Origin of the sequence: Spirillospora sp. NPDC048819, assembly GCF_040650055.1 — a bacterium.
Classification (GTDB): domain Bacteria; phylum Actinomycetota; class Actinomycetes; order Streptosporangiales; family Streptosporangiaceae; genus Spirillospora.
The window spans coordinates 159,257-184,573 of the sequence record NZ_JBEZGN010000009.1 but is presented as its reverse complement, the minus strand read 5'-3'; the positions used below and the strand labels follow the sequence as shown (position 1 = coordinate 184,573).

General features: G+C 70.2%; 25 protein-coding genes. 18 read left to right on the top strand and 7 right to left on the bottom strand.

The genetic code is table 11. The features are described 5' to 3' along the window. Nucleotides 1-69 precede the first annotated feature (69 nt). The 4 genes from AB0C35_RS15690 (at nt 70) to AB0C35_RS15675 (ending at nt 3,195) form a co-directional block, all read left to right on the top strand. On the top strand, nt 70-504 hold the full coding sequence (locus tag AB0C35_RS15690; protein WP_358455550.1) for a DUF4395 domain-containing protein: 435 nt from the start codon (nt 70-72) through the stop codon (nt 502-504). Next, complete coding sequence (locus AB0C35_RS15685) at nt 501-1,340, top strand: sulfurtransferase (RefSeq protein ID WP_358455547.1); 840 nt, start codon at nt 501-503, stop codon at nt 1,338-1,340. The genes AB0C35_RS15690 and AB0C35_RS15685 overlap by 4 nt, the downstream gene beginning before the upstream one ends. Nucleotides 1,341-1,399: 59 nt before the next feature. Continuing rightward, on the top strand, nt 1,400-1,708 hold the full coding sequence (locus AB0C35_RS15680; protein WP_358455544.1) for a DUF1416 domain-containing protein: 309 nt from the start codon (nt 1,400-1,402) through the stop codon (nt 1,706-1,708). 185 nt (nt 1,709-1,893) lie between these two features. Then, nucleotides 1,894-3,195 carry a hypothetical protein gene (locus tag AB0C35_RS15675; RefSeq protein ID WP_358455541.1) on the top strand — a complete coding sequence of 434 codons (1,302 nt, stop codon included), beginning with the start codon at nt 1,894-1,896 and terminating at the stop codon, nt 3,193-3,195. Here AB0C35_RS15675 and AB0C35_RS15670 read toward each other — a convergent pair. The 4 genes from AB0C35_RS15670 to AB0C35_RS15655 are packed head-to-tail and all read right to left on the bottom strand — an operon-like array spanning nt 3,083 to nt 6,439. After that, nucleotides 3,083-3,751, bottom strand: a complete 669-nt coding sequence (locus AB0C35_RS15670; RefSeq protein ID WP_358455538.1) for a hypothetical protein — start codon at nt 3,749-3,751, stop codon at nt 3,083-3,085. The genes AB0C35_RS15675 and AB0C35_RS15670 overlap by 113 nt on opposite strands. Continuing rightward, nucleotides 3,748-4,350 (bottom strand): hypothetical protein, encoded by a 603-nt coding sequence (locus tag AB0C35_RS15665; protein ID WP_358455535.1) that lies wholly within the window; start codon nt 4,348-4,350, stop codon nt 3,748-3,750. Before AB0C35_RS15665 ends, AB0C35_RS15670 begins: the two co-directional genes overlap by 4 nt. Beyond that, on the bottom strand, nt 4,347-5,114 hold the full coding sequence (locus AB0C35_RS15660; protein WP_358455532.1) for a hypothetical protein: 768 nt from the start codon (nt 5,112-5,114) through the stop codon (nt 4,347-4,349). The genes AB0C35_RS15665 and AB0C35_RS15660 overlap by 4 nt, the downstream gene beginning before the upstream one ends. A gap of 50 nt (nt 5,115-5,164) precedes the next feature. Then, nucleotides 5,165-6,439: a S8 family serine peptidase gene (locus AB0C35_RS15655; protein WP_358455529.1), complete on the bottom strand. Its 1,275-nt coding sequence runs from the start codon at nt 6,437-6,439 to the stop codon at nt 5,165-5,167. A 255-nt stretch (nt 6,440-6,694) separates the two neighbouring features. On the opposite strand from AB0C35_RS15655, the gene AB0C35_RS15650 reads away from it, so the two are divergent. The 4 genes from AB0C35_RS15650 to AB0C35_RS15635 all read left to right on the top strand — a co-directional run bounded on the left by AB0C35_RS15650 (nt 6,695) and on the right by AB0C35_RS15635 (nt 9,945). Further along, the gene (locus tag AB0C35_RS15650) at nt 6,695-6,994 is read left to right on the top strand and encodes a hypothetical protein (RefSeq protein WP_358455526.1); all 300 of its coding nucleotides are present in this window, start codon (nt 6,695-6,697) and stop codon (nt 6,992-6,994) included. A 106-nt stretch (nt 6,995-7,100) separates the two neighbouring features. Then, the gene (locus AB0C35_RS15645) at nt 7,101-8,366 is read left to right on the top strand and encodes a hypothetical protein (RefSeq protein ID WP_358455525.1); all 1,266 of its coding nucleotides are present in this window, start codon (nt 7,101-7,103) and stop codon (nt 8,364-8,366) included. Beyond that, nucleotides 8,366-9,241 (top strand): hypothetical protein, encoded by an 876-nt coding sequence (locus AB0C35_RS15640; protein WP_358455522.1) that lies wholly within the window; start codon nt 8,366-8,368, stop codon nt 9,239-9,241. Before AB0C35_RS15645 ends, AB0C35_RS15640 begins: the two co-directional genes overlap by 1 nt. 5 nt (nt 9,242-9,246) lie before the next feature. Beyond that, nucleotides 9,247-9,945, top strand: a complete 699-nt coding sequence (locus tag AB0C35_RS15635) for a hypothetical protein (RefSeq protein ID WP_358455519.1) — start codon at nt 9,247-9,249, stop codon at nt 9,943-9,945. Between the two features lie 48 nt (nt 9,946-9,993). On the opposite strand, the gene AB0C35_RS15630 is transcribed toward AB0C35_RS15635, so the two are convergent. Together AB0C35_RS15630 and eccCa are read right to left on the bottom strand one after the other, a co-directional pair. Next, nucleotides 9,994-10,473: a YbaB/EbfC family nucleoid-associated protein gene (locus AB0C35_RS15630; protein WP_358455516.1), complete on the bottom strand. Its 480-nt coding sequence runs from the start codon at nt 10,471-10,473 to the stop codon at nt 9,994-9,996. 6 nt (nt 10,474-10,479) lie between these two features. Further along, nucleotides 10,480-14,430, bottom strand: coding sequence for a type VII secretion protein EccCa (gene eccCa / locus AB0C35_RS15625; RefSeq protein WP_358455513.1), 3,951 nt, complete (start codon nt 14,428-14,430; stop codon nt 10,480-10,482). 330 nt (nt 14,431-14,760) lie between these two features. Here eccCa and eccD point away from each other — a divergent pair, with 330 nt between their 5' ends. The 10 genes from eccD (at nt 14,761) to AB0C35_RS15575 (ending at nt 24,290) form a co-directional block, all read left to right on the top strand. Further along, nucleotides 14,761-16,158 (top strand): type VII secretion integral membrane protein EccD, encoded by a 1,398-nt coding sequence (gene eccD, locus AB0C35_RS15620; protein WP_358455510.1) that lies wholly within the window; start codon nt 14,761-14,763, stop codon nt 16,156-16,158. Between the two features lie 16 nt (nt 16,159-16,174). Continuing rightward, complete coding sequence (eccB, locus tag AB0C35_RS15615; RefSeq protein ID WP_358455508.1) at nt 16,175-17,614, top strand: type VII secretion protein EccB; 1,440 nt, start codon at nt 16,175-16,177, stop codon at nt 17,612-17,614. A gap of 84 nt (nt 17,615-17,698) precedes the next feature. Next, entirely contained in the window at nt 17,699-17,989 is a 291-nt protein-coding gene (locus AB0C35_RS15610; protein WP_358455505.1) for a WXG100 family type VII secretion target, read from the top strand. A gap of 226 nt (nt 17,990-18,215) precedes the next feature. Continuing rightward, nucleotides 18,216-18,530 (top strand): WXG100 family type VII secretion target, encoded by a 315-nt coding sequence (locus AB0C35_RS15605; protein ID WP_358455502.1) that lies wholly within the window; start codon nt 18,216-18,218, stop codon nt 18,528-18,530. A 36-nt stretch (nt 18,531-18,566) separates the two neighbouring features. Continuing rightward, the gene (locus AB0C35_RS15600) at nt 18,567-18,857 is read left to right on the top strand and encodes a WXG100 family type VII secretion target (protein ID WP_358455500.1); all 291 of its coding nucleotides are present in this window, start codon (nt 18,567-18,569) and stop codon (nt 18,855-18,857) included. Nucleotides 18,858-18,979: 122 nt separating this feature from the next. After that, nucleotides 18,980-19,357, top strand: a complete 378-nt coding sequence (locus AB0C35_RS15595) for a hypothetical protein (protein WP_358455497.1) — start codon at nt 18,980-18,982, stop codon at nt 19,355-19,357. 29 nt (nt 19,358-19,386) lie between these two features. Then, entirely contained in the window at nt 19,387-20,622 is a 1,236-nt protein-coding gene (locus AB0C35_RS15590; RefSeq protein ID WP_358455494.1) for a WXG100 family type VII secretion target, read from the top strand. A 104-nt stretch (nt 20,623-20,726) separates the two neighbouring features. After that, nucleotides 20,727-22,109, top strand: coding sequence for a S8 family serine peptidase (locus AB0C35_RS15585; RefSeq protein WP_358455491.1), 1,383 nt, complete (start codon nt 20,727-20,729; stop codon nt 22,107-22,109). A 97-nt stretch (nt 22,110-22,206) separates the two neighbouring features. Further along, on the top strand, nt 22,207-22,608 hold the full coding sequence (locus AB0C35_RS15580) for a hypothetical protein (RefSeq protein WP_358455488.1): 402 nt from the start codon (nt 22,207-22,209) through the stop codon (nt 22,606-22,608). Between the two features lie 74 nt (nt 22,609-22,682). Continuing rightward, entirely contained in the window at nt 22,683-24,290 is a 1,608-nt protein-coding gene (locus AB0C35_RS15575) for a hypothetical protein (RefSeq protein ID WP_358455485.1), read from the top strand. A gap of 89 nt (nt 24,291-24,379) precedes the next feature. Here the strand turns inward: AB0C35_RS15575 and AB0C35_RS15570 are convergent, their stop codons facing one another. Beyond that, the gene (locus AB0C35_RS15570; RefSeq protein ID WP_358455482.1) at nt 24,380-25,180 is read right to left on the bottom strand and encodes a hypothetical protein; all 801 of its coding nucleotides are present in this window, start codon (nt 25,178-25,180) and stop codon (nt 24,380-24,382) included. Nucleotides 25,181-25,317 lie beyond the last annotated feature (137 nt).

Here is a 25,317-nt window from a genome sequence, read left to right as displayed (position 1 = left end):
GCCCACCCGCCCCCGAGCACTTCCACTTCCAGCTCGTACGCACGCTTCCACTCCGCCAGGAGCACCCCGATGCAGGTTGACCCTCGTGGTCCGCGCTTCAGCGCGGCCGTCACGACAGTGATACTCATCGCGGTCCTGGTGACCGGAAGCTGGGCGTTGCTCGCCGCTCAGGCCGTCGTGTTCGCCATCGCGACCTTCCTCGGCCTCCGGTACGCCCCGTACGGGCTTGCGTTCAGAGTGCTGATCCGTCCCCGGCTCGCTCCGCCAAGGGAACTGGAGGACGCGGCCGCCCCCCGCTTCGCGCAGGGTGTCGGTCTCGCGTTCGCCCTGGTCGGAACGGTCGGATACGTGACGGGGACCACCTGGCTCGGCATCGGTGCAACCGCCCTCGCGCTGGCGGCGGCGTTCCTGAACGCGGCGTTCGGGTTCTGCCTCGGGTGCGAGATGTATCTGCTGATCCGACGTATCACCGCGAAGAATTCCGAAAGGGAGGTTCCCGCATGAGCCGCTCAGACGTCCTGGTGGACACCGACTGGGTTGAGTCCAACCTGGACGCGCCCGGCCTGGTTCTCGTCGAGGTCGACGAGGACGTGTCCGCCTACGACAAGGGCCACATCCGTGGCGCCGTGAAGATCGACTGGCAGACCGAGCTGCAGGACCCGGTCCGCCGCGACTTCGTCGACAAGACCGGGTTCGAGCAGCTGCTGTCCGCCAAGGGCATCGCCAACGACGACGTGGTGATCCTCTACGGCGGCAACAACAACTGGTTCGCCGCCTACGCGTACTGGTACTTCAAGCTGTACGGCCACGACAAGGTGAAGCTGCTCGACGGCGGCCGCAAGAAGTGGGAGCTGGAGTCCCGCGAGCTGGTGACCGACGTCCCGACCCGTCCGGCGACCGACTACAAGGCCAAGGACCAGGACCTGTCGATCCGCGCCTTCCGCGACGAGGTCGTGGAGTCCATCGGCAAGCAGAACCTGGTCGACGTCCGTTCCCCGGACGAGTTCAGCGGCAAGCTGCTCGCCCCGGCGCACCTTCCGCAGGAGCAGTCGCAGCGGGCCGGGCACGTCCCGACCGCGCGCAGCATCCCGTGGTCGAAGGCGGCCAACGACGACGGCACGTTCAAGTCCGACGAGGAGCTCCGGCAGATCTACACCGAGGCCGGCGTCGACCTGAACAAGGACACCATCGCGTACTGCCGCATCGGTGAGCGTTCCTCGCACACCTGGTTCGCGCTGCGTGAGCTGCTCGGCGTGCAGAACGTGAAGAACTACGACGGTTCCTGGACCGAGTACGGCTCGCTCATCGGCGTCCCGATCGAGCTCGGCGCGCCCAAGTAATCATCGGCCCGCCACGTCCGGCGGAAGAGTTTTCCGTGTGCACGGAGATGGAGGAGCAAATGACCCAGGGCTGCGCAGCACCCGAGCAGACGGCGCACCTGCCGGCGACCGTCGACCTCGCCAACGAGGCCGTCATCCAGGGCACCGTCACCCGTGACGGCGCCCCGGTGTCCAGCGCCTACGCCCGCCTGCTCGACGCGACCGGCGAGTTCACCGCCGAGGTCGTCACCGGTGACGAGGGCGTGTTCCGGTTCTTCGCCGCCGACGGCGACTGGACCGTGCGCGTCCTGGCGGCCGGCGGCGTGAGCGTCGACAACGCCGTCACGGCGAAGATCGGCGAGGTCGCCGGCCTCGAGGTCGCGATCTGACCCGAGTCACGACGACGCGGTTCCCCTAGGGACACGGGGGTGTCCCCGCAAGGGGAAAGCGCCCCTCGGACCCCGCCGCCCGCTCCATGCGGACGGCGGGGTCCGGCATTTCCGGCACGGGCTCATTTGGGTGGTCATCCGGGGAGCACCGCGGGACGGGGTGCAGGCTCGATACGATCAACGCGATGCTCGGACTGTCCGCACGATCGCCGCTGACACTTCCGTGGGCCACGCTGAAGCTCGCGGGACGTTTCGTCCTGCCGCTCGCCCTCTGGTTCACGGTCGGCGAGCTGCTGCGCTACGGCGTGATGTACGGCGGCTACCGGCTCGGCTCGATGAAGGGGACGGCGGCGGCGATCGCGCCGATCACCACCGTCGGCCTGCTGGTGGTGATCACGCTGGCGGTCACGGTGCTGATGGTGCACAGCGTCCGGGAGGGCCTGGACGTGGTGCACGCCCGCGAGTCGGACGGCGGGCTGACACCGTGGGCCGTCGGCAACGAGGAGTCGGTGATCGGGGCGATGGGCCGCGCCGCGCTCCCGTTCGTGATCTTCTACCTGGCGTGGGGGAAGCAGGGCGAGGACGCCCGCGAGTTCGCCGACATGGCCGCGGCCCGCGGCTTCGCCGAGGGCGGCATCCAGGGGCAGATCGACGCCCTCGGGCTGCTGCTGTCGCTGGAGAAGCACGTAGGGCTCGCGATCGGCCTCACCGGCGGGCTGTTCGTGATGAAGGTGGCGGCGGAGTGGCGGCTGGAGGAGCGGCTGCCCCGCGCCGTCGGCGCGCTCGTCGCGTTCCTCGAGGTCCAGTTCGCGCTGTTCGGCATCTTCACCATCGACCACCTGCGCTCCGAAGCGGCCGACTGGGTCACCGCGCGGCAGGCGTGGGAGTGGCTGACGGGCGCTGCGGGTCCCGCCCTCGCCCTGTGGTCGCCGTTCAAGGACGCGGTGCTCGGCGCGCTGATCCTGCTGGTGATCGCCGGGGTGATCCTCGGGCTGGACGCCGGGGACGAGCGGGTCGTGCTCGGCCGCAGCCGCGCGGCGCAGCGGCTGGCGCGGGCCGGGGGGATCGAGCGGACGAACAGCCCGCGGGAGATCCTCACGCGCGGCTTCCGGGAGATGTGGCTGCCCGCCTGGTTCGGGCTGCGGCTCGTCCGCCGGTCGGGGATGATGCCGTTCGCGACGTTCTGCCTGCTGTTCGCCGCACTGGACGTGGGCCAAGAGGCCTCGCGGCGCTTCGTCTACGAACTCATCGGCCCGCATGAGGTGACGTGGTGGATGCAGGCGCTGCCGTTCGTCGGGTTCGGGACGGCGCTGGTCTTCGAGATCCTGCGCGTCTGCCTGCTGGCGGCGGCGTTCAACCTCGTCATGGCGAGGGTCAGTGCTCGAACCGCAGCGAAAGCCGTGGCTCCCCCTTCTTCCGCGACGCCTTCGGTGCCCGTATCTCCAGCTCCAGCGAGTCCGCCTTGGCACGGGGCACCGTCCCCTTGACGGTGAGGGCCATCGCGACGCCCGCCCGCGGGTCCTTGCCCCTCACCTTCGAGGCGGTCCATACGCGGCCCTCGCCGTCGACGAACCGGAAGACGAGGCCATAGGCCCCGACCGCTATCGCGCTGGCGGCGTCCCCGGGACGGACGCCGACCGTGAGCCGAAGCTCGGTCACGTCGTTCGAGCCCTGCTGGGCACGGGCCGCGAGGGGCTGCGCGGTCGCGCGCTTCATGACCACCCACCTCGCCCCGACGAGTTCGCCGACCTTCCCCGGCGGGACGGTGGTGACCTTCTCCGGGGGCTTCAAGTTCTTCTCGATGTTGTTCGTCTCGTCCACCCAGTGCAGCGCGAGGATCGCGGGGACCGCGCACAACAGCGCGATCGCCTGGAGAACCCGCCTGTCGAGGGGACGCAGCCTGGACTCCCGCCCCTCCTCGGATTCCCCGGTCTGCCCAGAGTCTCCCGTCTGCCCGGACTCGCCTGCCTGCCCGGAGTCCGGTGCCCTCTCGAACTGAGGCGGGACCCGGGGGAGGTCGGGCCGGGTGTCGTCGGACGTCATGGCCTGTCCCTGATGTCGTAGCGTTCGACGGCGCTCCCGGTCAGCTGGTCCGCCCGGTTCCCGGTGATGCCGAGGTCGATGTCGGCGGCCGCGGACAGCTGCGGCAGCAGCCCGCCCGTGCCCACGATCAGGTGCGCCCCTTCCAGCCGCTTCTTCGGCAGCTCGAACACGACCGTCGCCGGCGTCCAGATCATCGGCTCGAACGTCGGCTGGGCCCCGGCGGACGCGGTGCCCGTCCGCGGGTCCTGCTTGAACGTGTAGCCGCCGGGCGTCTCCAGCTCCACCGTCCTGAGCTGCAGGGGTTCGCGGTGGCTCGTCGCGCGGAGCCGGACGATGAGGTAGATGCCGTCGGTGCCGACCGGGGGCGGGTCGCCGAGCGAGAGAGACGGGGCCAGCGACCGGGCGGCCTCGACCTTCTCGACCCGCACGCTGAAGTCGCGGTTGCGGATCTCCTCGCCGACCGTGCCGCCGTCCCGGATCGGGTCCAGTTGCGCGGCCTCCAGTTGCGGCAGGATCGAATGCAGCCACATCGCCCCGGCGAGCAGGGCCGTCCCGCCGATCCCGGCGCCGCTCCGCAACAGCACCTGCCGCACGTTCATGGGCGGCTCGCAGTCGGCCTGGGCGAGCCGGCGGTCGGGCGCGGCCGCGCCGTCGTCGTGGGCCGCGCCGTCGCGGTGGGCCACGCCGTCGTTGTGGGACGTCCCGCCTGCGGCCACGTCGCCCGCGGGGACGGCTGAGGCGCGGCGCTCATCGGCGCCACCGGGAGGACGAGGCGGCCGACGAGCTTGTCGTCCTCCTTTTGGACCAGCCAATTGAAGTCGCTGTCGGTGAACCCTTGTTCGTACTTCCACTCGCGCAACCCCACGGTCAGCTTCTCCGGCGAGTCCGCAGGGCCCATCTTCCACATCGCCGACGCCTCGACGGGGAGCCCCGGCTGCACGACGTTCGTCTCCGCGCCGGCGGCGACGCCCTCGATCCGCTCCGGCTCCACCCACTTGCCGGTCTTCGTCCGCGCGACCACACCGTCCGCCAGGCCGCTGTTCTCGAGCGACTCGGTCTCCTTGCCCTTGTTGACCACCCTCATCCGCATGATGAGGAAGCGTTCCTGCGCGCTGCCGAACCGGGCGTCCGCCAGCCCGATCCGCACATCCCGGACGGTGACGGTGAACAGGCCCAGGTCGAGCGGCTTCCCGGCGGACTGGGCCGGTTGCTTCGGTGTCTCCTTGAGACCGCCCGTCGCCCACAGGGCCGCGGCGAGGACGGCCACCGCGCCCAGCACGGACAGGGGAATCACCCAGCGCCGCGCTGAGCGCCGCTGTCGCTCGTCCCCGGGAGGCGGGGGAACCGGTCCGTACGAGTGCACCCGCCAGATGGTATTACGCCACCCCACCCCCGGCGCGACCGAAAGATCGGTTATGTCCCGGAAGACCCGTCCGAAGTGTCGGAGGTCATCCGCACGTAGCCGGGTCGCCAGCCGCGGCGCCGGCCGAGCGGGATCAGCACCCCGCCGGCCGCCACCAGGGCGGCGACGCCCAGGGCCCCGCCCGCGATGCCCAGCGCCACGGCACGGGTCGTGGAGTCCGGCCGGTCGGCCATGGCGATCTTCACCGGCGGGCCGGCGGCGCCCCCGCCTCCGGCGACCGGGATGTTCACCGCGGTGAGGGCCTCGAACGGGTTGATCATGCCGTTGCCGCTGCCGACGCCCTTGCTGCCCTCCGCGGTCCCCTCGATCCGCTGCTTGACCTGCGCGGGGGTGAGGTCCGGATAGGCCTCCTCGATCAGCGCGGCGAGACCGGAGACGAACGGGGTCGCGAAGCTCGTGCCCTTCTCGGCGACCGCGTAGGTGCCGTCGGGTGCCGTGGTCACGATGTCCTGCCCGGGCGCCATGACCGAGACGGGAGTCGCCGGGTTGGAGAACGCGGTGACGCCGCCCTTCTGGTCGACGGCGCCCACCGAGATCACTCCCGGATAGGCGCTCGGGTACATCAGCCCCGGGGTCTGGCTGTCCTCCGGGTTGATGTTGCCGGCCGCCGCGACGATGACGACGCCCTTGGCGATCGCGTTCTCCACGGACTTCCGCAGGCGCGGGTCGTCGCCGATCGACTGGGTCGAGACATTGATGATGTCGGCGCCCAGCCGCACCGCGGCGTCGATGCCCTTGGCGGCGAGACCGCTGTCGACCCCCTGCGCCTGCGCCGCGAACTTGATCGGAATGATCTTCGCGTCGGGGGCGACGCCGTAGAACGGGCTGGTCCCCTTCTTGGCGGCGATGATGCCGGCGACCCAGGTGCCGTGCCCGAGGCAGTCCTCCGGGCCGGTCTTCGTCAGGTCGACGCCCTTGAGCACCTGCCCGCTCAGCTGCGGGTTCTTCGCGGTCACGCCGCTGTCGACCACCGCGACCTTGACGCCGCGGCCGGTGGCCCGCTCATGCGCGGCGCCGATGTTGAGGATCTGCTGAGCCCACGGCTGCCCGTTCTGGCCGAGCTGCTGCGCGGTCATGACCCCGGCAGGCGGCTGGCAGGGCGCCGCGTAGGCCGGTGCTGAGTAGGCCGGGGCCGCGTAGGCCGGTGCTGAGTAGGCCGGCGCCGCGTGGATCGGGGCTGCCTGGGCCGGGGCCGCGTGGGCGACGGGTGCCGTGCAGAGGGGCGCGAGGCACCCGGCGAGCACGGCGATCGCGGTCCATCTCATGCCGCAAGCCTCCGCTCCGATGTCGCATCCGCCACAGCAGAAGACCTTAAGGGACGGACTCCCGCCTCACGACCCGGTGGCCGGAGTGCGATACGCCCGTCCGGGCCGCCGGACCCCGGATGATCAACGCCCGGCGTGCCGTAGACCTCACCTGTGCGCCATTAGGCCGAGACCACTCCGGCCGGCCCGAAGTGCCCTAGTATAAGCGAAGCCTGATCACGAGCTCATGACGCACAGCCGGTAAGAGAGGTAGATGTGGCTCCCCCGAAATCGGCAGATCCGGAGCGGATCGCTCTCCACGGCAAGGACATCACCAACGTCGTCGTCCCCCGTCTCACCAATGCGGGGAACACGCTCAACGGCGAAGGCGTCGGCAACATGGAGGGCGGCGATTTCAGCATCGCCTGCAGCGCCGCCTCCGCCGCCTACCCGATCGCGGTTCAGTTCGCCTTCGAGGACATCAAGCTGCTGATGGACACCGCGCAGGGTTACGCGAAGAAGATCGACGCCACGGCGAAGCGGTACGCCGATGCCGAGCGGTCCAACACGATCTGAGGTCGTCCCGGAACGGTTCTGAGAACAGCGACGCAACGAGAGAGCGGATGCCATGACTCCTCCCGGCGGTAACTCTTCACCAACCGGAAGCCCCTCCGGCGGGGATGTGCCCGTCGGGTCGGGACCACGCAACCGAGGCGCCGCGGGCGGCGGCGCCGCGGCGGGCGGTGCGGCCGTCGCCGCGCTGACGGGCGGATCCGCCACCGCCGTCGCCGAACCCCTGATGGACGCGGCGATAGCCATGGTCAGCGCCGCGGTGATCCTGCCCCCCGCGCTCATGATCTCGTTCGAGTTCCGGCTGGCGAAGGGCAAGCCGCAGAGCCTGGAAAAGGCGGCGGCCGCATGGATGAAAGCCTCCCAGGAACTCGAGCAGGCCGCCAACGACCTGCGAAGTCTCGCCCAGGGCATCCCTGAGCAGGCGTGGAACATGGACGACCGCAAGGGGTATGAAAGCAAGGTCGAAGAGTTCTGCCAGTCGGTCGAGGCCCTCAAGATGTACCTCCAGGCCGTCTCGATCGCGCTGACGGTCCTGGCGTACGCGTTGCTCGCCTACGCCGTCTTCGCCATGGGGATGGCGATCTACATCGACGTCCTCCTCGTCCTGGCGGTGGCCGCTTTGGCGAGCGTCTTCGGTGCTCCCTCATACGGGGCGATCGTCGCGGCCGCCGGCACGGGCCTGACGATCACCCACGTCGCGACCGCCATCCTCGCCTCCGCCGGTTCGATGGCCGGCATGGCGATGTTCGGCGGCGCCGGGCTCACCACCGCCAGCCAGGAGGGCAACGGTCTCGACGCCGGAGGCGCGTTCAAGGAGGCGCTGGTGAACGGCTCCGCCGGTGCGGCCGCCAACCTGTTGCAGAACGCCGCGAACGCCGGCCTGTCCTGGGTCAACCGGTCCGACGGCAACACGGTCAACGGCGGTCTGCCGGGAGGCGGATCTGCGGGCAACAAGGGCTTCCCCGTCAGTGAGATCGACCTGGACGCCGACCGGAGCATCGACGAGACGTGGACCTACGGCGGCGGGGTCAAGTTCAACACTCCCGCCGGTGAGACCGAGGTCGCCGGCAATGTGAAGAGGAACGAAGAAGGCTGGGCCGGTGGCGAGGTCGGCGTGAACCATAAGGTGTCCGATCCTTCCGGCACCGTCAACGGAACCGTCGGCGGCAAGGTCACCTGGGACGAGAACGAGGATCTCGGCGGCGGTTTCAAAACCGGTGTGGGCGACAATAAGAGTGGCAGCAAGGCCGAATACGAAGGCGGCTGGGACAGCGACGGCAACTATTCGGACAAGTACAATGTGAACACCCCCATGTTCAATCGCGAGGGGTCGTTCAACGAGAAGCAGGACGAGACGCCCCCCTGGGACAAGTGATGACCGCCGGTCTTTTCACCAGTACCTCTCTGCGCCTGAATCCCGCGAACCTGTACGAGTTCCAGGACACCACCACGGGAGCGAGTCTCGCCCGGCTCGTCGAAGTGGCGCGCGTCCGTTCGCCGCGAGGCCACTGGATCACCCCGGACCGAGTCCAGACGCCCCGGCTGACGTTCGCCGTCACGGCGCCCGATGGCACGACGCTAATGTACGCCGACCGTGCCGAGCATCAGACACTCAACCCCATCGCGCCGCAGATGGCCTTCGTCGGCACCGACGGTACGGTTCTGGCCAGGCTGGAATGCGATAGCCACTCCATGTTCCACGGCGGTGGACGGGTTCTGGGGACGACCGAGCAGGGATGGAACCTGACCCCCGGCGCTCGCCTGCTCGATTCGGAGCTCCGGCCGCTCGGGGATCTGGTCTTCGAGCAGCCGCCGAGCATGGACCGCCCGAGACTGCCCGACGGTCGCGACGCCCGCACCGTCCGCTGGATGACCATGGACGGCGCCCAGCTGGCGGAACGACGCAACGGCGACCTTCACATCGACAACCGGGTCACGGGGGCTTGGCGCGCCATCATCATCGGTTCCTATCTGTCCGCGGCCTTCGAGTTCCACCTCCCCATCAACGAGGGTGAGGCCACCGAGACGGTCCCGGACGTCTACCCCGGCTACGCGGGCGTCCACGCCGCCTACAACGAGTTCCAGCGGGACTTCATGGTCCAGTACAGGCAGCCCACCCGCACGCGCGCCTCGCAGACGGTGTTCAGGGCGGGCGTCCAGCGGGATCAGCTTGAGCACCTGTTCAAGCTCTTCTGGCCGGTCGGTGTCGTCCTGATCATTGTTCTCGCCCTCTTCAAGTACGTGATCTGAGCCTCATGACGGACCCCTCCCCGAACACTCGTCGTGTCGGGCCGGGCTGGGCCCTGCTCGGATCGGGCTGGGCGCTCTTCGCCGCCGCCGTGGTGACCGCCTTCGTGACGTCCTCCGGGGTGCCATCGGTCACCGAACTGGGCAGGACGGGGCGGCTCTGGGTACTCCTGCCCCTCGTCGCGCTGGCGGGCGTTCTCGTCCTCTTCGGCTGCCGCTATCTTGCGGGGCGCTGGTTCGCGTTCCTGCTTTTCGTTCCTCTGCTCTGCGTCGGGGGCTTCTTCGCGTCGATCGCCGCTTCCGGGCAGGCCGTTTTCGTCACCACCGGCGACAAGGCGACATGCACCGTCGCGGGCGAGGTGTACAAGCCCATTCCGCGGAAGAGCAAGATCCGCGGCTACTACAAGGTCGCCTGCCCCGACGCTGAGTACACGGTCGCGCAGTACCAGGGGGACGACTCCCGCCAGGAGGGCGAGCGCGTCGAGGTGATCCGTGACCCGAGCGGGAAGAAGGCCCCCGTCTTCGCCGACACGGTCGGGCCGTCCGACCTGCTCGTCATGCTCCTCATCCCGCTGGCCCTGGTGGTCGCCCCGCCCATCGCGCTCAGCCGGCTCGGAGGCACCTCGCGCACCCTGCGCCGTGCCGACCCCGACCGCGGCCCCTTCGGCGGCAACTGGCCGACCCCACCGGGCGGCCACACACGCTGAAACCCGCCCGCGAAGCCGGGGGCGTCCCGGAAGCGAAGGCGGGGACGGTCAGCGGGGGCCGGGGAAGCCGGGGCCCTTGTAGTTGTCCATGGCCTCCTTGGCGCGCTGCTGCTGGATGCCGAGTTCCCGGGCCAGTTCCTTCATCTGCCCGGCGAAGCCGTTCGCGAGTTTGTCCAGGGAGGCGAGGGCGGCGGACGGGTCCGCGGCCTTCTGCGGGTCCTCGGTCATCGGGAAGACCGCCGCGCTCGCCTCGCGGACGTTCTTCTGGAAGTCCTGCGCCGCCGCGTTGACCGCCTCGCGGATCGCCTCGCTGAGTTCCGCCGCCGGCATGCGCATCGCGCGCGGGTCCATGTCGAGTTTGGTCAGGCCGCCCTGGGCCTTGTACTCGGCGACGATCCGGCCGTCGGCCGCCTCGCCGCGTCCGATGGCGGCCTGAATGGACTCCTGTATTTTGGCGAACTCTCCCATCTGCGCTTGCATGTCGCGCTGGTAGCGCTCGACGCCTTCACCGAAGCTGAAGTCGGCCATATGTCCTTACTCCTGGTGTGCGGTCTGGATGAGGCGGCTGCCGTGGCGGCGGTTGATGAAGTATCCGCGGCCCGGCGGCAGTGAGTGTCCCTTGATGTTGCCGAGCACGACTCCCTCGTCCTTGTTGCCGGACATCAGCAGGCCGGGCGACCCCATCTCCTTGATGCGCTGGAGGACCGGGTCGTACATCGCGCGTCCGGCGCCGCCGAAGGCGCGGGACACGATCACGTGCAGTCCGATGTCGCGGGCCTGCGGGAGCAGTTCGGCCAGCTGGGCGACCGGGTTGTTGGACGTGGCCACCAGGTCGTAGTCGTCGATGACCAGGTAGAGGTCCGCGCCGGTCCACCATGACCGGTCGCGCAGCTGCTCGGGGGTGAGGTCGGCGGGTGGGAGCCGCGCCTGCAGTGCGCCGACGATGTCCTTCACCAGGCCCTGCGCGGCGGCCGAGGACGCGGCGTAGCCGATCCGGTGTTCGGTGTCGGCCGAGTCCAGCAGCGCCCGCCGGTAGTCGATGAAGATCATCCGCGCCTGCTCGGGCGTGTACCGCTCGATGATCCCGCCGGTGATCATGCGCATCAGGTTCGACTTGCCGCATTCGGTGTCGCCGATGACCAGGAAGTGGGACTCGGCCGTGAAGTCCAGGAAGACCGGCGACAGGGTGTCCTCGTCGATGCCGATCGGGATCCGCGAGCCGCTCTCGGCGGCGCTCGGCATCGAGGACGCCGGCAGCACCGCGGGCAGCATCCGGACCTTCGGCGCGGACGGCCCGTCCCAGTTGCCGGCGATCGCGGCGACGAGCTTCTTGACGCCCTCCGCGAGCGTGGAGTCGTCGGTGTCGCCGTCCAGGCGCGGCAGCGCCGTCAGGCAGTGGTGGCCCTCGCGGGTGAGGCCGCGGCCGGGCTTGCCCTCCGGCACGTTCCCGGCGAGCTTCCGGTCGATCTCGGACTCGTACGGGTCGCCGAGCTTCAGTTCCAGCTTGGTCCCGAAGAGGTCGCGGACGTTCATCCGGAACTCCGACCACTTGTTGACCGTCGAGACCACGTGGATGCCGTAGCCGAGGCCGCGGGCCACCAGGTCGGTGATGACGGGTTCGAGGTTCTCGAAGTCCTGGCGGAGCGTCATCCAGCCGTCCACGACGAGGAACACGTCGCCGTAGCCGTCGCCGGTGATCTCGCCGGAGGCGCGCATCCGCCGGTAGGTCGGCATCGAGTCGATGCCGCGCTCGGCGAACTCGCGTTCCCGCTGCTCCAGCAGGGAGGTGACCTCGGCGACGGTGCGGCGGACGCGGTCGCCGTCGAGGCGGTTGGCGACACCGCCGACGTGCGGCAGGTCGTTCAGCGCGGCGAGGGTCCCGCCGCCGAAGTCGAGGCAGTAGAACTGCACCTGCTGCGGCGAATGCGTCAGCGCGAGCGACGCGATCAGCGTCCGCAGCATTGTGGACTTGCCGGTCTGCGGCGAGCCTGCGATGCCCGCGTTGCCCGCCGCACCGGACAGGTCGACGTACATCGGGTCGCGGCGCTGCTCGAACGGCTTGTCGACGATGCCGACGATCGCGTGCAGCCGGTTCCGCCACGCCTCGTGCTGCGTCGTCAGGCCGAGCCCGGGGACGACCGCGAGCGACGGCAGCAGCTCGTCCATCGTGGGCGGCGCGTCCAGCGGCGGCAGCCAGATGGCGTGCGCCGGCGGGCCGTGGTTCTCCAGCTGCTTGACGACCACGTCGAACAGCGAGGCCTGCGACTCCTCCTCGGCGCCCTGCTGCTCCTGCTGGTTCTCGATGACGTGCGGGCGGATGTAGTCGGGGATGTAGGGGACGATCTGCCGGACGACCTGCGGCCCCGCCTTCTCCTTCGGCTGGAGGTCCTCGCTGGCGGGCCCGGAGACGTACGCGGCGCGGAACCGGGTCATCGACTCGGTGCCGAACTTCATGTACCCGTGCCCGGGCGCGGACGGCAGCTCGTAGGCGTCCGGGACGCCGAGCACGACGCGCGACTCCTGCGCGGAGAACGTCCGCAGGCCGATCCGGTACGACAGGTGGGTGTCCAGGCCGCGCAGCTTGCCCTCCTCCAGGCGCTGCGAGGCCAGCAGGATGTGCACGCCCAGCGACCGGCCCAGCCGCCCGATCATGACGAACAGGTCGGCGAACTCGGGCTTGGCCGACAGCAGTTCGGAGAACTCGTCCAGGACGAGGAACAGCGTCGGCATCGGCTGGAGGTCGGCGCCCTGCTCGCGTGCCTTCTCGTAGTCGCGGAGCGAGGCGTAGTTCCCCTGGGCCCGCAGGTACTCCTGCCGGCGGACCATCTCGCCGTGCAGCGCGTCGTACATGCGGTCGACCAGGGGGAGCTCGTCCTCCAGGTTGGTGATGATGGCGGAGACGTGCCGGAGGTTGTCCATCCCCAGGAACGTCGCACCGCCCTTGAAGTCGACGAGGACGAAGTTGAGCACCTCGGACGAGTGCGTCAGCGCGAGACCGAGCACCAGCGTGCGGAGCGCCTCGGACTTACCGGAACCGGTGGCGCCGATGCACAGGCCGTGCGGGCCCATGCCGCCCTGCGCGGACTCCTTGATGTCCAGGTGGACGGGCCGTCCCTCGGTGTCGACGCCGATCGGGACCCGCAGCCGGTTGCGCGGCGCCCGCGGCCGCCACGTCACGTTGGGGTCGACGCGGAACGGGTTCTCGATGCCCAGCAGCGACGTGACCGTGGTGGCGCCGGACAGCGCGTCCTCCATCGGGCCGGACACGGCGCTGGCGCGCAGCGGGGCGAGTTGGCGAGCCAGCGACTCGGCCTGCTGGAGGGTGATCGAGTCGGGTTTGCCGATGCGGGTGGCGACGTCCTTGCCGGTGCGGTCCTTGGAGAGCCGGGAGACCTGCTCTTTGGTGACGCCGAGCCGCAGCATGGTCGGTTCAGGTGTCGGTGCGACGGAACCGGTGAGGTCGATGATGCAGACGCCCTCGACGCCGTCGGCGGCGAGCTGCGAGTCGTAGGACGCCTGGCCGCCGTCCATGATGACGATGTGGTAAGGGAGGTCGTCCTGGGAGAGGCCCGGCTGGAAGCGGGGACGGTCCTTGACCTCCTGGCCGAACATGGCCTCCAGCGTGGTCATGCTCTCGGCCATGAGCCGCACGGGGCCCGCCGCGTCGTGCTCGGTGGGATGCAGGTTGTGCGGCAGCCACTTGATCCACTGCCACCACGGCATCCGTTCCCGGGACGCGCACACCGTGACGCGCACGTCGTCGGGGGAGTGGAAGGTGGCGATCTGCGCGATCACCGCGCGGACCATCCCGTACACGGCCTCGGGGTCACCGGTCGGGACGATCCGGGAGAACGACCGCAGCGAGAGTGAGATCGGCAGGCTCGGGACGTTCGCGTGGGTGCGCATGAAACGGCGCAGCGCGCCCGCCGTCATGGGCTCGAGGTCCTCGATGGGCTTCGTCTCCGGCGCGATCAGCTGCACGGCGAGCTTCTGCGCGCCGCTGGCCAGCCTGAGTTGGAGGAAGTCGTCGTCGGACGGGCGGCGCTCCCACAACCGGGCGCTCATCGCCAGCGACCACAGCGAGCCGGGGTCGGGGCTCGCCCACTCCAGGGCCTCGCGCTGCTGCTTGGCCGCCTTGCGGACCTTCTTGCGGACCTGCCCGAGATAGCGCAGGTAGTCGCGCCGCTCGTTGTTCAGCTTGACCTTGCGCTCGCCGCTGTTGCGGCCGACCTGGCCGAGCATCATGCCGAACATGGAGACGGCGAACATGCCGCCCGCCACGTACTGCAGCGTCCCGCCGCCCCGGCCCGTCATCATGAGGACCATGGCGCCGGATCCGGCCAGCATCGGCAGGTAGGTCAGCACCGCCTGGAAACCCTGCGGGATCAACTCGGGCAGTTCCGGCGGCGACTCGAGGAGGATCTCCCCCCGCGGCATCGGCGGGGGGTCGCGCCGCTCCTTGCGCCGGACGATGTCCGTGCTCACGCTAGCCGTCCCTTCCATCGCGCCCGTCGCGGCGGCGGGGCGCGCCGCCGGCCTGCGGTCGTCCGCCCGCATGCCGTATCAGGTGGTCGTGCCGTTACTCGATCCTTACGAATCGTAGAGGCATCGGATGGCGCGTGCGAGCCACATCAACCCCCATTGACGGTCGGTCCAGTACACGCACGGCCCAATCAGACATTAGGGTTGGCGCCGTTCACATCACCGTCACATCACCATGAGGCACGAGGATCCCCCGGCGGCCGAGGCGTCGGGCATGGCACCATTCAGGTGCTTCGCCCCCCGTCCGCACACCGGAAGATTTGCGAGGAAGTCGTGAGTGCGCTCCCAGGAGCTGACCTCTGCCGGATCACGGTCGTCGGGCCGAGCCGGCGGGTCGACATCGCGCTGCCCGCCGACGCGACCTTCGCCGAGCTCTACCCCACGATGCTGCGCTACGCCGGCCAGAACCTCGCCGACGCCGGTCTGGCGCACGGCGGCTGGGTACTGCAGAAGCTCGACGAGGCCCCCTTCGATCCGGCCAGCACCCCGTCGCAGGCCGGCATCCGCGACGGCGACCTGATTTATCTGCGTCCGCGCATGGCGCAGATTCCCGACCTGGTGTTCGACGACGTCCCCGATGTCGTGGCGACCGGAGTCAGCGAGCGGCCGGGCCGCTGGCGGCAGGACTCCACCCGCAGGTTCGCCCTCGCGTGGGGCGTGGCGGGGCTGGTCGTCGGCGCGCTGACCCTGCTGATGGCCGGCCCGTCCTGGATCGCCCCGGCGATCGCGGCCGGCGTGGTCGGCCTGCTCCTGCTGGGCGCCGCGATCGCGCTGTCGCGGGCGCTCGGCGACGCCGGGGCGGGGGCGGCGCTCGGCTACGCGGCGCTGCCCTACGCGTTCCTCGCGGGGCTGCTGGCGCCCGCGGGCGACGACGCGCTGCGCGACCTCGGCGCCCTGCATCTGGTGGCCGGGTTCGGCGCGGTCGTGCTGGCCGCGACGCTGGCCGGGTTCGCCATCGCCGACGGGCTGCCGGTCTTCTACGGCGTCGCGGTCGCCGCGCTGCTCGGGACGGCGAACTGCGCGGTCCCGCTCTTGTTCGACATGGACGCGGCCGGAATCGCCGCCATCACGGTGACGATCGCTCTCGCGCTGACCCCGCTGCTGCCCGGCGTCGCGTTCAAGATGGCGCGGGTGCAGTTGCCGCCCGTGCCGGGCAGTGCCGAGGACCTGCGCCGGGACACCCTGATGGTCGACGGCCAGGCGCTGCTGAGCCGCACGGCGATCGCCGACCGGTATGTGACCGGGGGCGTGTCGGTGATCGGCCTGGTCGCCTTCGGCGCCGTGGTGCCGCTGGCCTTCGACGGCGGGTGGGTGAGCCCCGTCATGTGCGTCGCCCTGTCCTTCGCCCTGCTGCTGCGGGCGCGGATCTTCCGGGCCCGGGCGCAGAAGCTCTGGCTGCTCCTGCCCGGCGTCGCGGGGCTCGGCGCGCTCGCGGTCGCCACCGCGCTCGACTCCGAGTCGCAGGTGCTCCTGCTGACCGGCGTCCTCCTGCCCACACTGATTGTTTCCGGTATCGCCACCGGGGTGGGAATGTGGCTGCCCGGCAACCGGCTGACCCCGTTCTGGGGACGTGCCGGAGACATCCTGGAGATCCTCCTCGTGGTGGCGCTGATCCCGCTCGCGCTGGGCGTCGCGGGGGTCTTCGAGTACGTGCGCACTGTGGTGAGCTGACGAGGGGGAAGGCTCGATGCAGACCAAGAGGGATCTGCTGCAGGCGCATCGCCTGATGACCCACCGGGCGTCCCAGGCGCTGATCCTCGCCGAACCCGACTATCCAGAGCAGCCGTTGCGCAAGCTCAACGTCGGCACGTTCGCCGGGATCATGGTCGGGGTGCTGGTCGCGGCCGTGTTCGGCATCATCGGCCTGCTCTTCGGCGGCGGCAGCAGCGGCCTAGACCAGAAGGGCATCGTCCTCATCGAGAAGGAGACCGGTGCCCACTTCGTGTGGTGCACGCCACAAGGGTCGCAGAAGGACGTGCTGTGCCCGGTGGCCAACTACACGTCGGCCAAGCTCGCCGCTTCGCTGGCCGGCGGCGGCAGCGGCGGGGCCGCCGAGCAGAAGTCCGTCTCGGCCAAGTCGCTCTCGAAGTTCCCCCGCGGCCCGATGATCGGCATTCCGGGGGCGCCGGACTCGGTTCCCGAGGCCAAACGGCTCGTCGGCGGCCCCTGGTCGGTCTGCGTGCGGCAGAACCAGCAGGGCGGTCCCGGGCAGTCGGTGGTCTCGCTGGTCGGCGGACGCGATGTCGGCGGGGAGCCCCTGGACCCGGCGACCGGTGTGGTCGTCAGCACCGGGGCGAACAACAACTGGCTGATCTGGAAGAACCAGCGGATGCGCCTGTCGCCGGCCGGTCTCACCGTGCTCAGCGCCTCGGCGCCCGCGGCGGTGTCGCCCGGCTTCGTGAACGCGCTGCCCGCCGGCCCCGACTTCGCACCCCCGAACATTCCCGGCGCGGGCGGCCAGCCGCAGTTCCCCGGCGCCGCCGGCGTGATCGGCCAGGTCTTCGTCGTCAAGGGCGTCGGAGCCGGTGACCAGCCCTACGTCCTGATGGCGGACGGGTACGCGCCGATCAGCGTGCTTCAGGCGGCGCTCATCCAGAACTCCGCGTCGTACAAGCTCCCCAAGGACACCCCCCTCGACGGCGCCGCGGTGACCACCCACCGCTCGAACGAACGGGTCATCGACGAGCGCCTGCCGCAGTCGCAGATCAAGGTGCGGCCGTATGACGCGAAGGAGTCCCTCTGCGTCGTCTACCCCGAAGCCGGTGACGGCTCCGCCGGAGCCAAGCTCACCATCGGGGGCGGCGCCGACCTGCCGATGCCCGCCCGGGCCTCCGGCTCCGGTGTCGACAACGTGGTGCTGCCGCCGGGGAGCGCGGTCCTGGCGGGCGTGCTGCCGGCGTCCGGATCGACCGAGGCGATCAACACCTACGCGCTCGTGGCGGACGACGGCCGCAGATACGCGCTGAAGTCGGCGGAGACCGCCCAGGCGCTCGGCTACACCATCTCCGGGGAGAAGAACGACGCCGTTCCGGTGCCCGCCAACCTGCTCAACCTGGTGCCGAAGGGACCGGTGCTGGATCCGCAGAAGGCACTTGAACCCATTCAACCGAGTGCCGCAGGCGGATGATCAGCGGAAAAGGGTAAGTATCCCAACGTACCGCAGATTCTTGGTAAGATCGCCGGTCGTTACGGTCATCTCGGAGGGGTTGCAGTGAGTCACGCGTTCAGCACCGACTACGCCACGATGCAACACGCCCAGGCGATCTTCCAGGCCAAGCACCGGGAGATGGTCCAGCTGCTGGACACGCTGGAGGCCGACCTGCAGAGCGGTCTGGGCAGGTGGGAGGACGACGCGCGCGACGCCTACTTCGAAGCCAAGGGGAAGTGGGACAAGGTGGCGCGGGAGCAGGCGGACACGGTCAAGGAGTTCAGCCAGGCGGTGGGCACCGCCCAGCAGAACTACCAGTCCGCCGAGGGGACCAACTCCCAGATGTGGGCCTGACGGCCCGCGGGTTCACCTGACCGGCACTTCGGCGACACCGATATGTGCCATCTGGTCCTCCGTAAGTCCAATCTCTGATGATCTACCGTTGTGCACCGTAACGAAGCTTTACGAGGATGTGCGTTGTGCCTGACGATGGTGTTCAAAGTCGACTGGGTCGGCGGTGAACCAACGGGGGCTCACGCCGCGTCGAACACAGGTAGTACCTAGTCGGGAAGGATGACTGATGAGCCAGAAGTCTTCGGTCGACAGAGCAGAAATGGCCCAGGCGGCCCAGCGGGTCGAGGAGGCGGCGCAGGATCTGCGCAAGATTCAGGGCGACCTCGGCCAGGAGCAGGCGCAACTGTCCGGCCGCTGGGTCGGTGAGGCCGGCAGCGCCTTCACCCGGGTCTACAACGAGTTCAACGGCGAGCTGGGCAAGGTCCTCGAGGTGCTGAACGGCCTCCACGAGAAGCTCGTCCAGGTGAAGATCAACTACGAGGGCAGCGAGCAGCAGCAGACCGAGGCGGTCAACCGCGTCGCCGGGCTGCTCAACGGCTGATCGACCACCACGGATCCAGGACGACACGGAGGAACAATGAGCTACAGCTCGATGGACTTCGGCGCGATGCAGCAGGCATACGCGGCCTTCCAGCAGAAGTACAACCAGATGAACTCCGAGCTCGACGACCTCGCCCGAAGTGTCGAGGGCAAGCTCGCCCAGTGGGAGGACGGCGCGCGCGAGGCCTACTTCGACGCCAAGCGCCAGTGGGAGGCGTCGGCCGCCGACATCTCCCGCATCGTGCAGCAGCTCGGCGCCGTCATCCAGTCCTCGCAGGAGACGGGCCAGAGCACGGTCAAGACGAACGTCGGAATCATCGGCGGCTGACGACCCCACGATGGCCGGCCGCCCGGAACGCCGGCGGCCGGCCGTGGTGACGGTCGGCAGCGGAACTTCTAGAACAGAAGTCAATACGGGGAGCGGGCGCTTCCGGCCCGCCGGAGGCTGACATGGGTGACCAGAAGAGCGAGATCGATCGCGACGAGGTCAGGAAGATCCTCAAGAAGCTGAAGGACAACCTGGCCGAGTTCGACGACGGCAAGGGGACGCGCAACGACATCTCGGTGCACGGCAACATCACGAACGCCGATCTGGGGCAGTACCCCGCCGTGCAGGGCCTGGCCGCGTCGACCACGGCCGCCTATACCCAGATCAAGACGCAGTACGACTCTTTCCTTCGAAGCTACGACGGCATCATCAAGGCCCTCGAGCGCATGGTCGGCAACCATGACGAGAAGGAGAAGGAGAACGCCGCTGCGGCCAACCGGACGATGACGAATGGTAGTGGCGGCCCCGCACCGACCACCCATAACACCAGCGCGTACTAGCCGGCGCGACCAGGCGGGATCGATACCTCATGACTTACACGAAGCACGACGAACCGATTCGCTCGCACCAGAACAGTCCCACCGAATGGGACGGCGGCATCGACCAGATGAACCAGATTCTCGATGCCACCAACTACCAACGGGTCATTGACGCGGGGGGCCACTACCAGGCCGCTGGGAAGAAGTTCGCCGAGGCCGCAGGTGAGCTTCGCGCGCAGAAGGCCGCGCTCGCCCGTGTCTGGAAGGGCGACGACGCGGACGCCACGATCGAGCAGATTGGTCGTCTGGAGACGAGCGCGCAAGGCCTCCAGCAGGTTTCGGACACGACCGGGAAGGCGCTGTCGGCCCACGGTACGAAACTTGAGTGGTATGTGAAGAACCGGCCCGGCAAGGGCTTCGTTGGCAACATCTCTTATGACGATGCCGGTGTCGTCCTGGCGGGCACCATGGTCGCGGGCCCCGCCGGCGGAATGATCGCCCTTGGCGGAAAGAAGATCGGTGAAGCCCTGGGCCTCATCGACAGCGCGGAGGAGAAGGCCGCGCAGGAGCACATGAAGCGCCTTGGCGAGCGCACCGTGCAGGCCAACGGCGACATGCCCGAGCGGATCTCCACCAACATGCCCGAGACGAGCCTGACGGACAAGGTTCCCACCAACGACCTTCCCGGTGGCGGCGGCGTCAGAAACCCGGGTGGCGGCGGCGGTGGCGGCAGCATCCCGGGCGGCGGGAGCATTCCCGGCGGCGGTGGCGGAAGCATTCCCGGCGGCGGCGGTGGCGGCAGCATCCCCGGTGGCGGCGGAGGCATTCCCGGCGGTGGTGGGAGCATTCCCGGCGGGGGCGGAGGCATCCCGGGTGGTGGCGGCGGGAGCATTCCCGGCGGCGGCCCCTCCGAGAGCGACCTCGCCGGCCTGGCCGGTGGTCCCCCCGGCGGTGGCGGGGGCGTCGACCCGTTCGGCCGCGGCGGCATCGGTGGCGGTGGCGGAGGCCTCGGCGGCGGCGGAAGCATTCCCGGTGGCGGCGGCGTTGGCGCCGGCGGTCTGGCCGGAGGCATGCCCGGTGCAGGTGCCGGCGCCGGCAGGGGCAGTGGCGCGGGTGCCGGCCGAGGCGGCGCCGGCGGCCGTGGAATGATGGGCGGCGGCGCTCCCATGGGCGGCCGTGGCGGCGGTGGTGGCGAAGACGAACACGAGCGCACCACCTGGCTCATGGAAGATGAGGACGTGTGGGGCGGAAACGATGATGACACCGCCCCTCCCGTGATTGGCTGACCCCAGGCTCGATCACGAGACGATGCAGGAGACGGCGTGAGCAGATCGAATTCTTCGAACTGCTCACGCCGTGTTCCGTGTAGTGAGGTTGCGTTGTGCGACGGATGACCCAATGGCTGGCCGCGGTCGGAGCGGCTTCCGCTCTGGTTCTGACCACGGCGGCGCCTGTCAATGCGGCTCCCGGCCCCCGGCCAGATCAGTGGTGGTTCACGGCCTGGGAGATCCAGCAGAAGGTCTGGCCGGTCAGCAAGGGCGCCGGTGTCACCGTCGCGGTCATCGACACGGGTGTCAATGGACGGCTTCCCGATCTCCAGGGCGCGCTGGTTCCCGGCACGAATGCGATCTCGGGGAGCGGAAACGGCCAGGTCGGGCCGTCCGCGGACCTTGAAGCCTCCCACGGGACCGCGATGGCCGCCCTTATCGCGAGCCGAGGCACGGGCACCGGATATATCGGTGTGGCCCCCGAAGCCAAGATCATGCCGGTGCATGCCAATCTGGGCGTGTGGGACAAGGCGATCCGGTTCGCGGCTGATCACGGGGCAAAAGTGATCAGCATCTCCCAGGGGCTTCCCGGCAATGGCGGGTGCCGTCCCGAGACGCAACAGGCGGTCGCCTACGCGCTGCAGAAAGGCGCCGTGGTCGTCGCCGCCTCGGGCAATGACGGGGACGAGTCCAACCGTCCCCAAGAGCCCGCGAACTGCAGCGGAGTACTGGCGGTAGGCGCCGTCGACAACCAGAAACGGGCTTGGGAGCAGACCCAGCGGCAGCCGTACGTGGCCGTCGCGGCGCCGGGCTTCCCGGTGAACACCCTGCTGGCAAACGGCCAGGTCACCGATGGTGTAGCGGGGACGTCTCAGGCGGCGGCACTGGCGTCCGCCGCGGTGGCGCTGGTGCGGTCGAAGCACCCGGAGATGCCGGCTCGCGAGGTCGTCCAGCGGATCATCAACACGACGAAGGACGCCGGTCCCCCCGGTAGGGACGAGCTGACCGGTACCGGGGTCATCATCCCGGCCGCCGCCTTGACGGCCGACGTGCCCAAGGACGCGCCGAACCCCGTCTTCGCCGCGTACGACCGCTGGCTGGCGGACAATCCGCAGGCGAACGCGAAGCCGTCCGCGACCAAGGTGCCCAAGTCCGACGCCACCAAGCGTGCAGACCAGGCGGATCGCAACCTCCTGATCATTCTGATCGCCGGGGCCGTGATCCTGGTGGTCGGCGGGGGCGTGCTCTTCCTCTTCATCCGGCGCGGCAGCAAGAAGAACGCCCGGATGGGGCCGGGTGCCGGTCCGCCGGGTGGAGGGCAGTCCGGCCCGCCGCCCGGTTGGGGCGGGCAGGCACCGCCTCAGCAGGGCGGGCAGTCGGTGCCCCCGCAGGGAGGGCAGCCGGGTCCGCCGCCGGGTTGGGGCGGACCGCCGCCCGGGGGGCCGCAGGGCGGGCAGCCGTACGTGCCTCCGCAAGGTCCCGGAGCGCCCCGGCCCCCGAACTAGATTCGCTTTCTTCTTCAGCGGCTGCCTTCTCGCTCAGTGCCGTGCGGGCGGACGGCCGTCCCCCAGGTATGCGATCAAGCAGAGAGAAAGAGTGGTCATGAAGAAGCTCCTGGTCATTCCCGCCGCCGTCGCCCTGACGCTCGGTATGAGCGCCTGCGGGTCGGACTCGAAGGACGAGGCCGGCGGAGGGTCGTCGCCGTCCGCCACCGCCAGCACCTCGGTGAACCCCTCGGGAGGCACCGTCACCGGCAACGGCGGCGGTGGAGACGGCGGTGGCGGCGGTAACGGCGGTGGCGGCAACGGTGGTGGGAGTCTCACCCCGGCGCAACAGAAGTCGATCGCGAAGGTCATCGAGTGCATGCGCAAGAAGGGCTACGACATGCCCGAGCCGAGCCCGGACTCGCCCGCGGTCGCACCCAGGAACGTTGAGGGCATGGACCCCGCGAAGGTCAACAAGGACTCCCAGGAGTGCGCGGCCCAGGCGACGCAGGGCGGCTGACCCGGTCCGGGTGACGCGGGCGTTCGCGGCGGGGGCGGGAGGTCGTAGGCTGGCGCAGGGTGAAAGGAGGGCGGGTGCCGGACTCCAACTGGCAGCACTCCGTGTTGCGTGATCTCGGCGTGTCCCAGCGCGGCCTCACGGCCTTCGGGTCGGCGGCGACCGTCATCGCCGACGCGGGCTGGGGGGCCGAGGCGGCCGAGCACAGTGCGCGGCGGCCGTCGCCGCCACCGGCCGTACAGGAGCCTCTCGCCGCGCCTCCCGCGCCGCCGGTGCCGCAGCCGGTTCCCACCGAAGCGGAGCAGCCCAGGGCCTACGATCCGTTCCCGGACCCGCCGCAGCCGGCTGCCGCGGAGGCGGAGCAGCGGCAGTCGCAGCCGTACGATCCGTTCCCCGAGGTTCCGCAGCCCAACGCGCCCGAACCGGCGCAGGCCGGCACGGCGCAGGCTCCGGCGCCGCCGCACGCGCCGGAGGCGCCGGGCCCGGATCCGCGTCCTCAACCGGCGCCGCAGCAGCATCCCGACCCGGCGCCGCAGCAGCAGTTCGATCCGACGCCGCAGCAGCAGGCCGACGAGGCGGGGGTGCCGCTCGTCAACGAGGACTTCAGCTGGGAGGCGGCGATCTCGCCGGTGGGCGGCTCCGCGCCGCAGGCCCCCGGCCTTCCGCAGGCCCCGGGGGCCGGCGGGGAGAACGAGGAACGCGAGCACGACGCCGCGTCCGCCCAGCACGCACCGGCGGCGCCCGTCCCGGCTCCGCCGCCTCAGCCGCACGGTGCGGGGGCGGTGCCGATGGCGGACGAGTTCGTCCGCAAGAACCAGCACGGTGACGCGCTGGTGCGCAGGATGGGACGGGGAGTCCGCAAGGCCGTCGGCGCGTCCGGCCAGATCCGGACGCGCGCGGAGATCGCGGATTATCTGCGGCGGCCCGTCGGCGGCTTCCGGCAGATCACGGTGGTCAGCGTCCGCGGCGGCGCGGGCAAGACGACCGTGGCCGCGCTGCTGGCGACCGAGCTGGCGCGGCACCGTCCCGACCGGGTGCTGGCGATGGACGCCGACGCGGAGCTGGGGTCGCTGCCGCTGCGCCTGGGCGTCCGCTCCGAACTGTCGCTGTTCGATCTGGCGGCGCAGCAACCCCGGACGTTCGAGGAGGCCGCGCAGTACCTGCAGCAGACCCGGGAGGGGCTGTGGGTGCTCGCCGCGACGCGCGGCGGCCGGATCACCGGCGAGTTCAACTTCGAGACGTTCCAGGCGGCGTTCAGCGCGGTGAGCCGCTACATCTCCACGGCGGTGACCGACTGCAGCGCCGGGATCCTCACCGACCTTCACCGCGGCATCCTCGGGCAGTCCCACAGCGTGGTGCTGGTCACCCCCGGCACGGTCGACGGGGCGCTCAGCGCGCGGGGGGCGCTGGAGTGGTTCTCCCAGGGGGCGCAGCGGGGCCTGCTGGCCCGGACGGTGATCGCGATGGTGTCGCACGCCCCGCAGGTCGGGACTGACCTTTCGCGCGCGACGCAGATGCTGACGGCGTGGGGGACGCCGGTCGTGAACGTCCCCTATGACCGGCATATCGCGATGGGCTCCGCGGTGGACCTGTCGCGGCTCGGTGAGGCCACCCAGGCGGCGGTCGGCCGGATCGCCTATGAGGCGTTCGCGCGGTCGCTCGGGGACGCGGCGCCGAGCCACTGAGGCGCCGGGCCCATGGGCCCGGCGGACGCGTGTCGGCGCCCGCCGTCCCAGGCGGCCGTGATCGGGCCGGTGAGGCCCGGCCGGTGGTGTCAGTCGGTCCAGATGAGGGTGTTGGTGATTTCGACGCCGAGCTCACCGGCGGTGGCGAAGACGGTGCCGGTGCGGCCGCCGGTGGCGGATCCGGTCGACCAGTACGACTGGGCGTAGATCACGTTGGAGCCCTGCGTCCACGACCGCGTCCAGTAGGCGGGGTCGGGCCGGGGCTGCGGCAGGCCGCTCGCGTCGGACGGGGTGAGCAGCTTCGGCCAGCCCTTGTCGGAGGTGACGCGGCTGACGCTGCTCGCCGCCGACGGGCTGGTGAACTTCGCGATCGACACCGCGGTGATGATCTTCTTGGTCGGGTTGGCGTAGACCGCCGAGTGCATCACCCCGACGCACGGGTGCGAGCGGAGCGCGGTGCGGAGCTGGGTGTTGGCGCGGCTGGTGCACGTCGAGGTGCGGGTGCCCACCCGGGTGAAGGTGTTGCCCTTCGCGGTCCGGACGGTCGTGGAGAGGACCGAGGACGGGTTGGACGGCGTCCTGCTGGTCCTCGACTCCGTGGGCCTGGGCTCGGGGGAGTAGGACGGGGTGGCCGGGGTGTAGGTGGGCAGCGTGGTCGTCCGGTCGGGCTCGTCGTCGCCGCTCTCCAGGATGAAGAACGTCCCGAGGCCCAGCAAGGCGAGGACCCCCACCAGCCCGAAGATCAGCAGCGGGACCAGTGGTCCGCCGCCGCCGCGCCGGGGCGGCGGGAAACCGGGGCCGCCGGGCATGCGCGGGGGGCCGGGCGGCGCCGGTGGCGGCGGGTATCCCGGTCCGCCGGGCGGCTGGCCGGGCCATTGGGGGGAGTTCATGGAACGCTCCGAGCTGATCCGTGCGGGGGGCCGAGTGGAATCGGACCAGAGTAGCGGGCAGAAGTTGGCGGTTTCACAGGGGATGGTAGGTATGTCACGTGATGCCGCGTGCCCGGGGACGGAAGCGGCGCGTGCGG

Excerpts from the sequence above, each read along its gene's own strand:
- AB0C35_RS15690 (WP_358455550.1), top strand. The coding sequence starts at position 70 with ATGCAGGTTGACCCTCGTGGTCCGCGCTTCAGCGCGGCCGTCACGACA.
- AB0C35_RS15685 (WP_358455547.1), top strand. The coding sequence starts at position 501 with ATGAGCCGCTCAGACGTCCTGGTGGACACCGACTGGGTTGAGTCCAAC.
- AB0C35_RS15680 (WP_358455544.1), top strand. The coding sequence starts at position 1,400 with ATGACCCAGGGCTGCGCAGCACCCGAGCAGACGGCGCACCTGCCGGCG.
- AB0C35_RS15675 (WP_358455541.1), top strand. The coding sequence starts at position 1,894 with ATGCTCGGACTGTCCGCACGATCGCCGCTGACACTTCCGTGGGCCACG.
- AB0C35_RS15670 (WP_358455538.1), bottom strand. The coding sequence starts at position 3,751 with ATGACGTCCGACGACACCCGGCCCGACCTCCCCCGGGTCCCGCCTCAG.
- AB0C35_RS15665 (WP_358455535.1), bottom strand. The coding sequence starts at position 4,350 with ATGAACGTGCGGCAGGTGCTGTTGCGGAGCGGCGCCGGGATCGGCGGG.
- AB0C35_RS15655 (WP_358455529.1), bottom strand. The coding sequence starts at position 6,439 with ATGAGATGGACCGCGATCGCCGTGCTCGCCGGGTGCCTCGCGCCCCTC.
- AB0C35_RS15640 (WP_358455522.1), top strand. The coding sequence starts at position 8,366 with ATGACCGCCGGTCTTTTCACCAGTACCTCTCTGCGCCTGAATCCCGCG.
- AB0C35_RS15635 (WP_358455519.1), top strand. The coding sequence starts at position 9,247 with ATGACGGACCCCTCCCCGAACACTCGTCGTGTCGGGCCGGGCTGGGCC.
- AB0C35_RS15630 (WP_358455516.1), bottom strand. The coding sequence starts at position 10,473 with ATGGCCGACTTCAGCTTCGGTGAAGGCGTCGAGCGCTACCAGCGCGAC.
- eccB (WP_358455508.1), top strand. The coding sequence starts at position 16,175 with ATGCAGACCAAGAGGGATCTGCTGCAGGCGCATCGCCTGATGACCCAC.
- AB0C35_RS15605 (WP_358455502.1), top strand. The coding sequence starts at position 18,216 with ATGAGCCAGAAGTCTTCGGTCGACAGAGCAGAAATGGCCCAGGCGGCC.
- AB0C35_RS15600 (WP_358455500.1), top strand. The coding sequence starts at position 18,567 with ATGAGCTACAGCTCGATGGACTTCGGCGCGATGCAGCAGGCATACGCG.
- AB0C35_RS15595 (WP_358455497.1), top strand. The coding sequence starts at position 18,980 with ATGGGTGACCAGAAGAGCGAGATCGATCGCGACGAGGTCAGGAAGATC.
- AB0C35_RS15590 (WP_358455494.1), top strand. The coding sequence starts at position 19,387 with ATGACTTACACGAAGCACGACGAACCGATTCGCTCGCACCAGAACAGT.
- AB0C35_RS15585 (WP_358455491.1), top strand. The coding sequence starts at position 20,727 with ATGACCCAATGGCTGGCCGCGGTCGGAGCGGCTTCCGCTCTGGTTCTG.
- AB0C35_RS15580 (WP_358455488.1), top strand. The coding sequence starts at position 22,207 with ATGAAGAAGCTCCTGGTCATTCCCGCCGCCGTCGCCCTGACGCTCGGT.
- AB0C35_RS15570 (WP_358455482.1), bottom strand. The coding sequence starts at position 25,180 with ATGAACTCCCCCCAATGGCCCGGCCAGCCGCCCGGCGGACCGGGATAC.